Raw genomic sequence first — 15,424 nt, forward strand, 5'->3', positions numbered from 1 at the left:
ATGTCCAATCTATCGAACTCTTACCCTTAATGGTAGAGAATTGAAACGGCTTTGTCTCCCAAACATTGTTTGAGATCGTGCAAAAGTTGGTCTTCAGGGGTAACGTACCATCTTGCACCACACGCTAAGATTACTTCAGCGTCTGGATGAGTTACCGCTAACTGAACAGGACAACTTCCGCCGTTAAATGCCTGCAGGATAGATTGCATCTGACTCATTTTCTTCGGTTCAAGCAGCTGGGTATCAATATTAAGTGCCAGCGCTCTCGCGTTTTTCTCTCGTGCCTGAACAATGTCCATTACATCACGGGCGGTGATTGTATTGCCCCCAGAGAAATCATCAAAGCTGACCTGTCCCTTTATAAGCAATATTCTGTCAGTTTCTAACACACTTTCGAACTGTTCGTACATATCGGGGAAGAAACGTACGTCTATTCTGGCACTCTTATCATCCAGTGTCACTATGGCCCAGCGACGACCCCGCTTGTTCGTCATAACACGCACGCCAAGCACCAGTCCTACTGCACTGGCCATTTGGTCTTTGTTGGTTGGTTTTAAATCAACTAATCGACCGTCGGTGTAGTAACGCAGTTCTTCCGCGTACTGATTGATGGGGTGGCCGGTTAAGTACAAGCCTAGCGTGTCTTTTTCACCTTCTAGCCATACTTTTTCAGGCCACTCAGGGACATCGGCAAACGCTTGCTTCACGTCTTCTGGCTCGGTAGTCAGTAGGCCAAACATGTCTGACTGACCAAAAGACTCGGCTTTTGCATGCTGTCCAGCGGCGGCAAGGGCTTCGGGTAAACTCGCCATAAGGCTAGCGCGATGGGGGCCTAAGTTGTCCATTGCCCCCGCTAATACTAGCTTTTCTAGCACTCGCTTGTTTACCCGTTTAATGTCTATCTTGGCGCAGAAATCAAAAAGATCTTTAAATGCCCCTTGGGTCTCCCGCGCTTCAATAATCGCTTCAATCGGGCCTTCACCTACCCCTTTAATCGCACCGATACCGTAAACAATGCGACCTTCGCTATCGACGGTAAATTTGTATTTACCCGCATTTAAATCTGGCGGCAGTATTTCGATGCCCATGCGCTCACATTCATCGACAAGCGTCACGATTTTATCGGTGTTATCCATATCCGCCGACATTACCGCAGCCATGAATTCTGCAGGATAATGCACTTTCAGCCACAGGGTTTGGTAAGACACCAAGGCATAAGCGGCAGAGTGAGATTTGTTAAAACCGTAACCCGCGAACTTTTCTACCAAGTCGAAGATTTTCATCGCAAGGTCTGGGTCAATATTATTGCCCTTGGCACCCTCGGCGAACGTGCCGCGCTGCTTCGCCATTTCTTCTGGCTTTTTCTTACCCATAGCACGACGAAGCAAGTCAGCGCCGCCCAGCGAGTAGCCCGCCATTTCCTGGGCTATCTGCATTACCTGTTCCTGATACAAGATAATGCCATAGGTAGGCTCTAGAATTTCTTTCAAGCACTCGTGCTGATATTCTGCATCGGGGTAGGAAATTTCTTCACGTCCGTGCTTACGATCAATAAAGTTATCTACCATGCCTGATTGCAGCGGGCCCGGACGGAACAGGGCCACCAGTGCGATAATATCTTCGAAGCAGTCAGGTTTAAGGCGCTTAATCAATTCTTTCATACCGCGAGATTCCAGCTGGAATACCGCAGTTGTCTCGGCGTTTTGAAGGGTTCTGAAACTCTTAGGATCTTCAAGAGGAATAGCGCTGATATCGACATCAACGTTCTTCCCTTCTTTGATCATATCTATTGCCCACTGAATAATAGTCAGCGTACGAAGACCTAAGAAGTCGAATTTTACCAAGCCCGCCGTTTCAACGTCGTTTTTGTCGAACTGGGTTACGGGGTTTTTACCTTCGTCATCACAATACAAAGGCGAGAAATCTGTGATTGTGGTTGGCGCAATAACAACACCACCGGCGTGCTTACCGGCATTTCGGGTAACCCCTTCAAGTATTCGCGCCATATCGATAAGGTCTTTCACCTCCTCATCGCTTTCATACACTTCTGGTAGCTGGGGCTCTGCTTTAAACGCCTTTTCAAGCGTCATGCCTGGATCTGGTGGAATAAGCTTTGAGATTCTGTCTACAAAGCCGTATGGGTGACCAAGCACGCGGCCTACGTCGCGCACTACCGCTTTTGCCGCCATAGTACCAAACGTAATGATCTGCGATACCGCCTGACGCCCATAAAGCTCAGCAACGTGGTCGATTACCTCGTCTCGTCTATCCATACAGAAGTCGACGTCGAAGTCGGGCATGGATACACGCTCTGGGTTCAAGAAACGTTCGAATAGCAAGTCGAATTCAAGCGGGTCTAGGTCGGTAATTTTTAGGGCATAAGCCACTAATGAGCCCGCACCAGAACCCCGCCCTGGCCCTACCGGAATTCCATTATCCTTACTCCACTGAATGAACTCCATTACAATAAGGAAGTAGCCTGGGAAACCCATTTGGTTGATAACTTCAAGCTCAATGCGAAGTCGGTCATCGTACTCTGGACGTTTCGCTTTGCGCACTTCTTCATCTGGGAATAGAAATTCTAGTCGTTCTTCCAACCCCTCTTCAGACACCTTAACCAAGAAGTCTTCGGTGGTCATGCCGCCGGTTGGAAATTGCGGCAAGAAGTACTCGTTTAACCGTACGGTAACGTTACAGCGCTTGGCAATTTCAACCGTATTTTCTATGGCTTCAGGAATGTCGCTAAATAACTCAACCATTTCCTCAGCAGTGCGCAGATATTGCTGGTCGCTGTATCGTTTAGGGCGGCGGTTATCATCAAGCGTGTAGCCATCATGAATACATACACGAATTTCGTGAGCATCAAAGCCTTCACGGTCAATAAAGCACACTTCATTGGTGGCGACCACGGGTAAGCCGCGCAGCTCAGCTAGCTCAACGGCAAGGTGCAAGTAATCTTCCTCACCTTGTCTACCGGTTCTAATAAGCTCTAAATAAAAGCGGTCGGGAAAATGAGTTTGATAAAACTCAAGGGCACTGTCGAGAATTTTGGCGTTGTTTTTCATTAAACCCACACCAACGTCACCGTGCTGTGCGCCTGACAACACAATCACACCTTCGCTGTGCTCTGCCAACCATTCTTGATCAATGACCGCTCGGTGTGAGAGGTGCCCGCGAAGGTAGGCCTTGGAGATAAGAATAGTAATGTTCTTATATCCCTCATTGTTCATTGCAATAAGGGTTAGTCTGAAAGGTTCATCGCCAAAGACTTCATTAGTAACCCAAAAGTCAGTGCCGATGATGGGCTTAATACCTAAGTTATGTGCCTCGGAATAAAACTTTACCAAGCCACACATATTCATTTGGTCGGTGATCGCCACGGCAGGCATGCCAAGCGCGGCCACTTTACCTAGAATAGGTTTAACCTTATTCAGGCCGTCCATCATCGAAAAGTCGCTGTGAACACGTAAATGAATAAATGGCGATGACATGATGTTATTTCTCTTCGAGTAGCGCTTTTACAGGTTTAAAACTTTTTCGATAGCAATCTAAGATGCCATATTCAGCGATGGCTTCAAAGTGTGCTTTTGTGGGGTAACCTTTGTGCCCGGCAAAGTTATATTGCGGGTAGGCCTCGTGAAGCGAAATCATATCGTTGTCTCGCTCTACTTTGGCAATAATGGAAGCCGCTGAAATTTCTGCGTGCAGGCTATCGCCTTTCACTACCGCTTCAGACTCAAAATTCCACGCAGGAACCCGGTTACCGTCTACGCGCACAAAGTCAGGCCTTACTGGCAGGCCTTCCACTGCGCGGATCATGGCGAGCATGGTAGCGTGCAGTATATTAAGCTTATCTATTTCTTCAGGGCTAGCTCTACCTATATTCCAGTAGAGTGCTTTTTCACGAATTTCTTGGGCAAGCGCTACGCGCTTTTTTTCACTCAGTTTTTTAGAGTCCGTTAGCCCTTCAATGGGATTTTCAGGGTCGAGAATGACCGCGGCGGTGACCACATCACCGACTAACGGGCCACGACCTACTTCATCAACGCCGGCAATTAACTTATGCAAACAATTCCTCCACGACAGCTTTTGCTGCTGTTTTATCAGCGTTGCATTTTAGCGTATGGTGGAGGTCGGTGAAACGGGAAATAAGGGCTGAATTATCACTTTCGAAGAAGTTGAGTAGCTGATTGCTCATATTCTCTGCATTTACTTCTTCTTGTAGTAATTCAGGAATAATAGCTTCATTAGCCAATAGATTTGGCAACGTGAAGAAAGGCGCTTTATACAAGCGCTGCATAATTTTATACGTGAGTGGTGCGAGTAAATAAGCGGCCACCATGGGGCGCTTACATAACATGGCCTCTAAGGTAGCCGTGCCTGATGCAAGCAAGATAACATCGCTAGCTATCATCGCATCTCGCGATGTGCCTTGCGTTACCTGAATGGGTAAACGTTCCTCTGCCTTATTGGCTTCCAGCAAGAGTGCCTTTATTTGCGTAAGACGATGTTCGTTAGCAGCAGGGATAAGAAATTGAATGTCGCTGCGTTTAGCATGAATAGCTTCTATGGTCTCCAGAAATACTGGAAGTAGCGTTTCTACTTCGCCTCTGCGTGAGCCGGGAAGTACAGCCAATACGGAAGCATTACTATCTACACCTAATTCTTGGCGCGCCGCATTTTGGTCGGGCTCAATTGCTATAGCGTCAGCCATTGTGTGTCCCACAAAGGTATAGGGAACATCGTATTTATCGTAAACCTGCTGCTCGAAAGGAAATAACCCCAACACGCGATTAGTCGCTTTCGCTATTTTATGGATGCGCTTTTCACGCCACGCCCACACAGTAGGACTCACATAGTGCATGGTTTTAATACCGCGTGCTTTAAGCGCTTTTTCTACTCTTAGATTAAAATCAGGCGCATCAATACCCACAAAAATATCTGGCGGATTTTGCTCGAAGTGAGCAAGAAGCTGCTTTTTAACTTTCAAGATGGCAGGTAGATGGGAGAGAACTTCAACAAGCCCCATAACCGACAAGGTTTCCATATCGAATAGACTATGAAAACCCGCGTTTATCATATTTGGACCGCCAATACCTTCGATAACCGCATCAGGGTATTGGCGTTTTAACTCTGCAACCATTCCGGCGGCAAGCACGTCACCAGAGGGCTCTCCGGCAACCATGCCGATACGGATAGGCGTAGACATAATTAGCGAATAATGCCTCGCTCAGAGTCTTGTAAGAACTTCACCATAAGGGCCACACCAGGGAACTCCTGTGCGGGTTCGGCAAGTTTTTCAATGGCTTCGTCTACGGTATTGCCTTCACGGTATATTGCTTTGTAAGCGCGTTTAATGGCCATAACTTCTTCTTTGCTGAAGCCACGACGCTTAAGCCCTTCAGAATTAATACCCTGAGGAATGTTTTTCTGGCCGCTGACCATAACAAAGGGAGGCACGTCGCGCAGAATAATGCCGCCAGCCCCCAAAAACGAATGAGCTCCAATCTTACAGAACTGGTGAATACCTGCGGCACCGCCAACAATGACGTGGTCGTCCATGTGAACATGGCCAGCAATCGCAACACTGTTTGCAATAATAATGTCGTTGCCAAGAACACAATCATGGGCAACATGAGAGTTGGCCATAAATAAACAGCGAGAACCGATTATGGTAATGCTGTTGTCTTGAATAGTGCCTCGGTGAACGGTTACCCCTTCCCTAAACTCGTTATCGTCACCGATGACAAGTTCAGTAGGCTCGCCCGCATACTTCTTATCTTGGCAGTCTTCACCAATTGAAGAAAACTGATAAAATTTATTGTTTTTACCGATACGCGTTGGGCCGCGTACCACCACATGTGATTTCAGAATGCAGCCATCGCCTATGGTGACGTTGTCGTCTACCACACAAAATGGGCCAATGGTGACATTTTCACCAATCGTTGCACTTTCTGAAATTACCGCAGTTGGATGGATCACGTTAAGCTATCTCTCTCATCGCACACATAAACTCTGCAACACAAGCGATATCGCCATCAACGCTTGCAGTGCCTTTAAATTTCCAAATCCCTCTGCGCTCTTTAACTAGAGCAACATCAAACTCAAGCCTGTCACCTGGAACAACAGGACGCTTAAAGCGTGCGTTATCAATCCCTGCATACAAGTATAACTTATCATTGTTACCCATTGTCTTAAATCCTAAAACACCGGCAGCTTGTGCCATAGCTTCAAGAATTAATACCCCTGGGAAAATTGGCTGTTCAGGGAAGTGCCCCATGAAACACGGCTCATTGATAGTGATATTCTTATAAGCCTTTACAGACTCACCCAGAACATAGTCTGTTACACGATCAACAAGTAGGAATGGATACCGATGAGGTAACAGTTCCAATATTTCCTGAATTTCGATGGTATTAAGTGAATTGGCCAAAAACTTTCTCCTGTATACAAGCATGACCTACAACTATTTTATACCAATACAGATGATTGATTGGCATTCTGGTCAAACTCGCCGTAAAAACTAAAAACGGCGGCAACCATACGCTGTTAAGCGCAAAAAACAAATCAGACCAACACCTTTGGGGAGTTGGTCTGATAAATTTTACAACTGACTAGTGCTGTTATTAGTTAGTTTTGCTTACTTGCTGAAGAACTTGCTCAGATAAGTCGTGCTCTTCTTTTGCAAACGCAACCGCACCAGCGTTAAGCACTAGGTCATAACCTTGCTTTGCTGCAACAGAGTCAATAGCTTGCTTGATTAGGCCAAGAAGCTTGTTGCGCTCTTCGTTGCTGCGACGTTGAATGTTTTGCTGCAAAGGTTGACCTTTTTTAGCTAGCTCTTCACGTACTGACAAGATTTTTTGTTCTAGTTCTTTCTTCTCTGCATCGCTCATTGTCGCTGCGTCGCGCTGAAGACGTTCTGCGTAGAACTGACCATCACGCTGCAGTTGATTCACTTCTTCAAGCTGATCTTTAAATTCAGCCTGAATAGCGTTTTGAATTTCAGCCGCTTGAGGCATCGCTTGGAAAATACCTTGCACATCGACAACTGCAACTTTCTGCTCAGCCATTACAGATGTACTAACTAAAGCGCTACCCAACATTGCTCCTGCAACGATATGTTTAACCAACTGTTTCAAAGGGAACTCCTTTTGTGAATCTTATTATAGAGCGCGCCTAAAAACGCGCTCGCTTTAATGTCTTAGAAAGTTTGACCAATGTTGAAAGTGAAGAATCTCGCATCGTCACCATCACGTTGCTGTATCGCTTTCGAGAAGCTGAATACCATCGGTCCCATTGGTGATACCCATTGGACCGATATACCTGCCGAGCTACGATACAGGCTCCAATCAGAATAGTCCAATAGCTCACCGCGTTGTGTAGATGCTATGTCAAACTGACGGTAATAGTCATAGTCGAACTCAGTATCCCACACGTTACCCACATCCACAAACAAACTTGTACGAACTGAGTTATCCATTTCTTCTTCAACAAATGGCGTAGGAACAATAAGCTCGATACCGCCAAGTGCCATCGCGTTACCACCTAGGCTTCGCGTTGACCAAGACAGCTGCGCATCAGCTGGATCGCCCGGGAACACTTCACCATCAGGCCCAACTATAGTACCCGTATTGCCTAGGAATACACCGCGAGGACCTACCGTGTTATTCTCGAATCCTCGTAGTGAATCAGAACCACCTGCTGTAAAGTTCTCTGTAAACGGTAATATTTGCTCATTGCCGTTAATATCACCGTAACCATTCCCGTAGCCAAGACGTACGCGCGCTAGGAAAGACCAGCGCTGGTTACGAGATAATGGGAAGTACCACTTACCGTCAAATACTGTCTTGAAGTAGTTAACGTCTGAGTTAGGCGTGGTAATACTGAATGACGCACGCTGAGACGAACCAGCAGTAGGGAACAGACCACGGTTAAGCGTACTTCTGCTCCAGCTTACGCTTGCCAAGAAGCTATCATATTTAATAGCCGCATCAGGATCTTCACCGTTAGTAAACTGATTATAGAACTGCTCAGTTTGCTCGTAGTAACCACGGTTGAATAGCTCTACGTTGCTGTAGGTCAAACCGAAGTTAATACGATTAAACTCGTTAATCGGATAACCAATGTTCGCACCAATAGACCAGCGCTTAGAGTTGTACTGAATAACGTTAAAGTCAGAACCGTCGAACTCACTATAGCCCAAGCTTCCACCCAAACTAATACCGTCAATGGTAAAATAAGGGTCGTTGTACGTGATTTGCGCACTGCGCTGATATGAAACCGTGCTTAGGTTAAGACCCACACGTTTACCTGTACCCAAGAAGTTATCTTGCTGGATACCCGCCTGTAGGCTTAGCTTCGTTCTGTCACCATAGCCGATACCAGCATTAAACGAGCCCGATGGCTGTTCTTTTACGTTAAAATTAACGTCTACTTTATCTTCTGAACCCGGGATACGTACCGTTTCAAATTCAACCTCTTCCATATAAGTAAGTCGAGAAAGCTGGTTCTTTGAAGACTCAAGTAAGTTATTCGACAGCCACGTACCTTCCATCTGGCTGACATTTTGACGCAGAACACTATCGGCTGTTACTACGTTGCCGTTAAATTTAATGCGGTTGACGTAGATACGTTTGCCTGGGTCAACGGACAGAGTGAGCTTAACCGTTTTGTCTTCGTCATTAATTTCAGGAACCGTAGTTACTGTTGGGTAAGCGTACCCAAATCGACCAAGATACTTACTGATAAATTCTTCTGTGTACGTTACTTCTGCTTGGTTATACAATTCACCCGTAGTGAGCGGAAGTACGCGTTCAATATACTCTTCGTGCCCGAGTACATCGCCTACCAGCTCAACTTCAGAAATGGTGTATTGCTCACCTTCTGTTACGTTCATGGCAATGTAGATACCTGACTTTTCAGGTGTCATTGAAACCTGCGTAGAGTCAACGTTGAAGCGAAGGTAACCACGGTTTAAGTAATGGTTACGCAGCGTTTCCATGTCCCCTTGCAACGTTTGCTGCTGGTAGCGAGTTTCCGACAGGAAATCCCACCAAGGCGTGTCGTATTGTAGCTCGAAAGCCTCCATCAGCTCTTCGTCTGAGAAGATTTCGTTACCTACAATATTGATTTGTTCAATTTCAGCCGCGTCGCCCTCTTCGAAAAGTAATTTCAAGTCAACACGGTTACGCGGTAGCGGCGTTATAATAGCCGTCACGTCAGCATTATATTTACCTATGCTGTAAAAGAAGTCTTTCAGGCCATTCTCGATAGAGGTTAGTACGGTCTTATCGAGCGGCTCACCAATACGAACGCCGTTTCCGTCTAAGCTTTCCTGAAGTTGCTCATCTTTAATATCATCGTTGCCTTCAAAGATGATATTACTAATGGTAGGACGCTCAGCGACACGCACGACAAGCGTATTGCCATCACGAAGAATTTCAACATTTTCAAAGTGAGTTGAAGAGTACAACGAGCGAATAAGCTGCGTTACCCTGAATGTATTAAGCTCGTCGCCAACTTGAACGGGCAAGTAGGTTAAGGCTGCACCAAGTGCAACGCGTTGCAAACCTTCTACGCGAATGTCTTCAACGACAAATTCACTGTCTTGCGCCGCAGCATTGGCAAAGCTAGCACTGGAAAGAATGGCTCCGGCTGCTACTAACTGTTTTAACTTCATCTATTTTTCTTTTCCTGGCCGCGTTTTGTATTAGCTGTTTTGTACTTCCTGATTTGTATCAGGTTATGCGAGCGATATCGTTAAAAATTGCGATACCCATGATCATAAACAGAAGCACGCCACCTATTCTGTAACCCCATTCCTGCACCGCTTCAGGCACAGGTTTGCCTGTGATCCACTCCACGATAAAAAACATGAGGTGACCACCGTCAAGCATGGGCAAGGGTAATAAATTTATTATGCCTAAATTTACGCTTATTAAGGCAAGAAAACTCAAAAAGTACGCAAGTCCATACCCAGCACTTGTTCCCGCACCTTGAGCAATTGAGATAGGCCCACTCAAATTCTTCACTGACACGTCGCCCGTGATGAGCTTACCTATCATTTCGACACTGAGTGTCATAAGACGCCATGTTTTATCTAGCGCATTCCCAATAGCCTCTATAATGCCATATTGATGCGTAAACACATACCCTTCTGGCCAAGGCTCAAATGTTGGGCTTACACCGAGATATCCACTTTGCCCTTGTGGTGTATCGCGGCGCGCTATCGTGGCATCTAACGTCAGTTGTTGTCCATCCCTTTGTATATCAAGCGAGATATTCTCGCCGGGACTTTCAACAATAACGTCAACTAATCGCTCCCACGATGACAACTTAGCGCCATTTAATGCAAGAAGCTCATCACCGGGTTTTAAACCCGCTTGTTGAGCCGCGCTTCCTTCACCTACAAACCCAACGGTTAACGTTGCATCTGGACGATAAGGGGTTAACCCTAAGCTGCTTAAAGGAGACTCGCTATCTGGGTCAAAGTTCCAAGAACCCAGTGTAAAAGTCAGTTCTTTTTCAACATTTGACGAATTTTTAACCGTAACATTGGCTTTTTCGGCGCCAATGTTTGAGACTATTTCCAGGTTTACCGCTTCCCAATCAGGCGTATTCCTGTCGCCAACTTTAATAATTTCATCACCAGGTTGCACACCAGCGATAGCTGCGATGCTTTCTGGCTCAACCTGTTTAACTACTGGCTTAACCGTTTCCAGCCCCACCAGATACATCAACCACAGTGCGAAAAACGCAAAAATAAAGTTAACGCCAGGTCCAGCAGCAATAACCGCCATGCGCTGCAAAACGGGTTTATTGTTAAACGCTTTGTCTTCTAACTCAGGCGGTACGTCATCAATGCGTCCATCGAGCATGCGCACGTATCCACCTAATGGGATCATAGCGATGACATATTCTGTGCCTGATTTACTTGTTTTACGCCATATAGGCTTTCCAAAACCAATTGAGAAGCGCTCTACCTGCACACCGCATTTACGAGCCACAAAAAAGTGCCCCCATTCATGTACAGCAACCAAAATACCTAAGGCTACAATGAATGCACCAAGGCTCCATAAAAATGCTAGCACTGGAATTTACCTCGAATAATCTCGTTAGCTTTTGCTCTTGCAAGGCTGTCTTGCTCTAGTATTTGCTGAATAGAATTCACCGACACATTGGGCATAGCATTAAGCGTGGCGTCATTTACTTTAGCAATATCACAAAACTGAATCTTGCCTTCTAAAAAGGCTTCGACAGCCACTTCATTAGACGCATTCACTCGCGTTGTTGCACATTGCCCTTCTTTACACGCATCAATAGCCAGCTTCAAATTCGGATAACGTTCAAAGCAAGGGGTTTGAAAACTGAAATTGCCAATGTCAGAAAAGTCGAGCGGCGTCACGCCCGCTTCAATTCGCTCAGGGTGCGCCAAACCATAAGCAATAGGGGTACGCATGTCAGGATTGCCCATTTGTGCGATCACCGAGCCATCAACATATTGCACCATAGAATGAATAATACTTTGCGGGTGAATAACCACATCAATATCATCTGCACCAGCACCGAACAACCAACAGGCTTCAATGAACTCCAGCCCCTTGTTCATCATAGTTGCAGAGTCGATTGTAATTTTTCTGCCCATCGACCAGTTAGGGTGTGTACTGGCTTCATCGATTGTAATTGACGAGAAGCTATCAAGCGGTCTTTCTCTAAACGGACCACCAGAACCCGTTAAGAGAATTTTACGAATGCCGGATGCAGCAAAGTTACCGTATTCATAATCGTGCGGTAGGCACTGGAATATGGCGTTGTGTTCGCTGTCGATAGGAAGAATTTCAGCGCCGCTTTGGTTCGCAGCCTCGATAAATAAAGCACCAGACATGACTAACGCTTCTTTATTGGCAAGCAAAACCCGTTTACCCGCCTTTACTGCTGCCAGTGTGGGTAAAAGCCCTGCTGCACCCACAATGGCTGCCATTACAGCATCAACTTCTGGCGCGCTGGATACTTCTTCCAGCGCCTTAGCACCAGCGAGAATTTCTGCATCCACACCGTACTGGGATGCTAACTCACAGGCAAGTTTGTAGTTAGCGTCATCAGCAATTACCACATAGCGCGGCGCGCATTTCTGAGCCTGCTCCATAAGCAATTCAAGCTGTGAGTTGCCAGTAATAGCAAATACGCGATATTTGTCTGGGTGGCGATTTATTACGTCGAGTGTATTACAACCAATGGAGCCTGTGGCCCCTAACACTGTTACTGTTTGCATTACGCCATCCAGGTTACATAGCAGAACGCAAAAACAGGGAATGCCGCGGTTAAGCTGTCGATTCTATCGAGTACACCACCGTGCCCAGGGAGAATTTTGCCGCTGTCTTTAATGCCCGCACAACGCTTAAGCATGCTTTCGTTTAAATCGCCAAGGGCGGAAACAGCCACCGTAATACCGCCGATAGCAAGGTGAAGCCAAATACGCGAAGGCTCTACCTGATAGTGAAGGGCCGCAAAAGCGATAATAGCGAAAGAAGCTGCAATACCGCCTAACAAGCCTTCTAAACTTTTACCTGGCGATACGTTAGGGCGTAACTTGTGGCGTCCGAATTTTACGCCAACAAAGAATGCACCTATATCTGCAGCCCAAACAATCCCCAGCACATAGAAGATGAGTGAAGCGCCGTAGAAAGGATCAACATCGTGCAAGCTCGTGCGAAGCGCAACAACCGCTACCCATGTAGGTATAAGCGTAAGTGCCCCAAATAGGGTTCTAACGCTGCGACTGTCTTTCCAGAACTTGGAATATTTGGGATAGGCTAGCACCATAAATAAAGACGCTATCCACCATAATACGGCAACCGTTAATATGGCACGGTATAAACCATGTAATTGGCCTTGATACCAAATCGTGCTGGCATCAACAATAAGAGATAAGGCTATACATATGGCAAAGGCACCTGCCATATAAATGAGCTTTTTAGGACGTTCACATACGCCCGACATATTCGCCCATTCATAAGCGCCAATGCCGACAACACCGGCAATGGCTATTTCAAACCAAAAAATAGGGAGAAAAAGAATAGCGTAAAGCGCCAGTGGCGCGAGGATTAATGCAGTTATTATTCGTTGTTTTAGCATAATTTGCCCTTGGCTATCGTTACCAGGGCAAGCCTGATAATTGCCTGTATGGTGTTAACCATCGGCTGTGACTACCTGTTCACCAGTTAAACCGAAGCGACGTTGGCGAACATTAAAATCGTCTACGGCCAATTGAAACACATCTTCGTTGAAGTCGGGCCATAGTACGTCGGTAAAGTACAACTCTGCATAGGCACATTGCCACAGCAAGAAGTTGCTAATACGGTGTTCGCCACCTGTGCGAATAAGAAGGTCTAACTCAGGAAGGTTAGCTGTTGAAATGTGCGCATTCAGTGCGTCTTCACAGATGCTTTCCACATCAAGCTCGCCGCTTTTCACTTGCGTAGCAAGTTGCTTAGCCGCGTTTACAATGTCCCATCTACCACCGTAATTTGCGGCGATATTTAAGACCAAATCTTTGTTATCTTTGGTCATGTCTTCAGCTTTACGAATTTTTTCGACCAGCTTGGCATCAAACGCCTCAACATCACCAATAACCTGTAGACGTACACCGTTCTTGTGTAGTCTTTTTGCTTCGCTATTGAGGACAAGATTGAACAGCTCCATCAAGACACTGACTTCTTCCTCAGGACGCTTCCAGTTTTCACTTGAAAACGCGAATAGCGTAAGTGATTCAATGCCGTTTTGACGTGCAAAGCGCACAACAGAACGAACAGACTCTACCCCGGCTTTGTGGCCAAAGGTACGAATTTTCCCTTTCCTTTGCGCCCATCGACCATTGCCATCCATAATGATTGCAACGTGCTTCGGGCCAGCAGTCACTGCCGGCGCCTCAGCTTTTGTCGATTTGGCTGCGCTTAAACGCTTTCCAATCATAATACTTACTTATACTTCCATTAGTTCTTTTTCTTTGTCAGCAAGCATGCTGTCAACTTTCTTAATGAAATCGTTAGTAATAGATTGAATGTTCTCTTCAGCAGCGCGGCTCTCATCTTCACTGATTTCTTTTTCTTTAAGAAGATCTTTGATGTCACCGTTCGCGTCACGACGGATGTTACGGATAGCGACACGACCACCTTCTGCTTCGTTGCGAACAACGCGAATAAGGTCTTTACGACGCTCTTCCGTTAGAGGAGGTAAAGGAATACGAATTGAACCACCTGCACTCATTGGGTTTAAACCCAAATCAGACTGCATAATGGCCTTTTCTACCGCTTGAATGGCGCTTTTATCAAACACAGTTAACGCTAGAGTACGGCTGTCTTCTGCAACGACGTTAGCCACTTGCTTTAGCGGCGTGTCTACGCCGTAATAAGGTACCATGATGCCATCTAGAAGGCTTGGATGCGCACGACCAGTGCGGATTTTGCTGAATTGGCCCTTTAGAGACACTAGGCTTTTTTCCATGCGCTCTTGCGCATCTAATTCAATTTCATCAATCACGATTTGTATCCTATTGTTCTTAATTAATCGTTGTCAGCGTGGCGAATAACAGTACCTTCTTTTTCGCCCATCACAACACGTTTTAGGCAACCTGGCTTATTCATGTTGAATACGCGAATTGGCAAGCTGTGATCGCGCGCCAAAGTAAACGCTGACAAGTCCATCACTTTAAGTTCTTTTTCTAGTACTTCTTGGTAAGTCAGTTCTTCATACAGCGTAGCTTCTGGGTTTTTAACAGGATCATCACTATATACACCATCCACTTTGGTCGCTTTTAATACCGCATCGGCTTCAATTTCGATGCCGCGTAAGCAAGCCGCTGAGTCTGTAGTGAAGAAAGGATTGCCCGTACCCGCAGAGAAGATAACAACGCGGCCTGACTTAAGAAGGCTAATGGCTTCGGCCCAGTTGTATGCATCGCACACGCCATTAAGTGGGATAGCTGACATCATACGAGCATTTACAAATGCACGATGAAGCGCATCGCGCATGGCTAAGCCATTCATTACGGTAGCCAGCATTCCCATGTGATCGCCAACAACGCGGTTCATTCCCGCTTTTGCTAAGCCTTCGCCACGGAACAAGTTACCACCACCGATAACAAGACCAACTTGAACACCAAGTTCAACCAGCTCTTTAATTTCTTGCGCCATTCTATCTAGCACTTTAGGGTCTATGCCAAAGCCTTCCGCCCCCATTAGGGCTTCACCACTAAGCTTTAACAAAATGCGTCGGTATGCTGATTTTGGTGTGATACTCATAGTTTGAATTGTCCTCGTAAACCCGTTTTGTCCTATGTCTTTCAACAAGCCACTGATGTAAAAAACATAGGACAAAGCGCTTTCGTTTGTCAGGCAGGCGCGTACTTAATCTCGCCTAGCTT

General features: G+C 46.1%; 13 protein-coding genes. All 13 read right to left on the minus strand.

Translation table 11 applies throughout. The annotated features are described in order from the left end of the window. Nucleotides 1-26: 26 nt before the first annotated feature. The 13 genes from dnaE to pyrH all read right to left on the minus strand — a co-directional run bounded on the left by dnaE (nt 27) and on the right by pyrH (nt 15,302). Nucleotides 27-3,491: a DNA polymerase III subunit alpha gene (dnaE, locus tag AC0J2X_RS03385; RefSeq protein ID WP_081333965.1), complete on the minus strand. Its 3,465-nt coding sequence runs from the start codon at nt 3,489-3,491 to the stop codon at nt 27-29. 4 nt (nt 3,492-3,495) lie between these two features. Further along, a complete protein-coding gene (rnhB, locus tag AC0J2X_RS03390) occupies nt 3,496-4,068 on the minus strand; it encodes a ribonuclease HII (protein WP_014948565.1) in 573 nt (190 codons plus the stop codon). Beyond that, nucleotides 4,061-5,209: a lipid-A-disaccharide synthase gene (gene lpxB, locus AC0J2X_RS03395; protein WP_069943868.1), complete on the minus strand. Its 1,149-nt coding sequence runs from the start codon at nt 5,207-5,209 to the stop codon at nt 4,061-4,063. Before lpxB ends, rnhB begins: the two co-directional genes overlap by 8 nt. A gap of 2 nt (nt 5,210-5,211) precedes the next feature. Further along, on the minus strand, nt 5,212-5,982 hold the full coding sequence (gene lpxA, locus AC0J2X_RS03400; protein WP_014948563.1) for an acyl-ACP--UDP-N-acetylglucosamine O-acyltransferase: 771 nt from the start codon (nt 5,980-5,982) through the stop codon (nt 5,212-5,214). A gap of 1 nt (nt 5,983) precedes the next feature. Continuing rightward, nucleotides 5,984-6,433 (minus strand): 3-hydroxyacyl-ACP dehydratase FabZ, encoded by a 450-nt coding sequence (fabZ, locus tag AC0J2X_RS03405; protein ID WP_014948562.1) that lies wholly within the window; start codon nt 6,431-6,433, stop codon nt 5,984-5,986. 193 nt (nt 6,434-6,626) lie between these two features. Further along, nucleotides 6,627-7,142 carry an OmpH family outer membrane protein gene (locus AC0J2X_RS03410; protein ID WP_014948561.1) on the minus strand — a complete coding sequence of 172 codons (516 nt, stop codon included), beginning with the start codon at nt 7,140-7,142 and terminating at the stop codon, nt 6,627-6,629. A 62-nt stretch (nt 7,143-7,204) separates the two neighbouring features. Further along, nucleotides 7,205-9,682 (minus strand): outer membrane protein assembly factor BamA, encoded by a 2,478-nt coding sequence (bamA, locus tag AC0J2X_RS03415; RefSeq protein WP_014975852.1) that lies wholly within the window; start codon nt 9,680-9,682, stop codon nt 7,205-7,207. 58 nt (nt 9,683-9,740) lie between these two features. Further along, on the minus strand, nt 9,741-11,093 hold the full coding sequence (gene rseP, locus AC0J2X_RS03420) for a sigma E protease regulator RseP (RefSeq protein WP_269349610.1): 1,353 nt from the start codon (nt 11,091-11,093) through the stop codon (nt 9,741-9,743). Further along, entirely contained in the window at nt 11,087-12,274 is a 1,188-nt protein-coding gene (gene ispC / locus AC0J2X_RS03425) for a 1-deoxy-D-xylulose-5-phosphate reductoisomerase (RefSeq protein ID WP_014975851.1), read from the minus strand. The genes rseP and ispC overlap by 7 nt, the downstream gene beginning before the upstream one ends. After that, nucleotides 12,274-13,137: a phosphatidate cytidylyltransferase gene (locus AC0J2X_RS03430; RefSeq protein WP_014948557.1), complete on the minus strand. Its 864-nt coding sequence runs from the start codon at nt 13,135-13,137 to the stop codon at nt 12,274-12,276. The genes ispC and AC0J2X_RS03430 overlap by 1 nt, the downstream gene beginning before the upstream one ends. Before the next feature lie 54 nt (nt 13,138-13,191). Further along, entirely contained in the window at nt 13,192-13,974 is a 783-nt protein-coding gene (uppS, locus tag AC0J2X_RS03435) for a polyprenyl diphosphate synthase (protein WP_269349606.1), read from the minus strand. 9 nt (nt 13,975-13,983) lie between these two features. Further along, entirely contained in the window at nt 13,984-14,541 is a 558-nt protein-coding gene (gene frr / locus AC0J2X_RS03440) for a ribosome recycling factor (RefSeq protein ID WP_014948555.1), read from the minus strand. 23 nt (nt 14,542-14,564) lie between these two features. Further along, complete coding sequence (gene pyrH / locus AC0J2X_RS03445; protein WP_014948554.1) at nt 14,565-15,302, minus strand: UMP kinase; 738 nt, start codon at nt 15,300-15,302, stop codon at nt 14,565-14,567. Nucleotides 15,303-15,424 lie beyond the last annotated feature (122 nt).

The sequence above is a fragment of the Alteromonas sp. R7 genome (genome assembly GCF_055755235.1).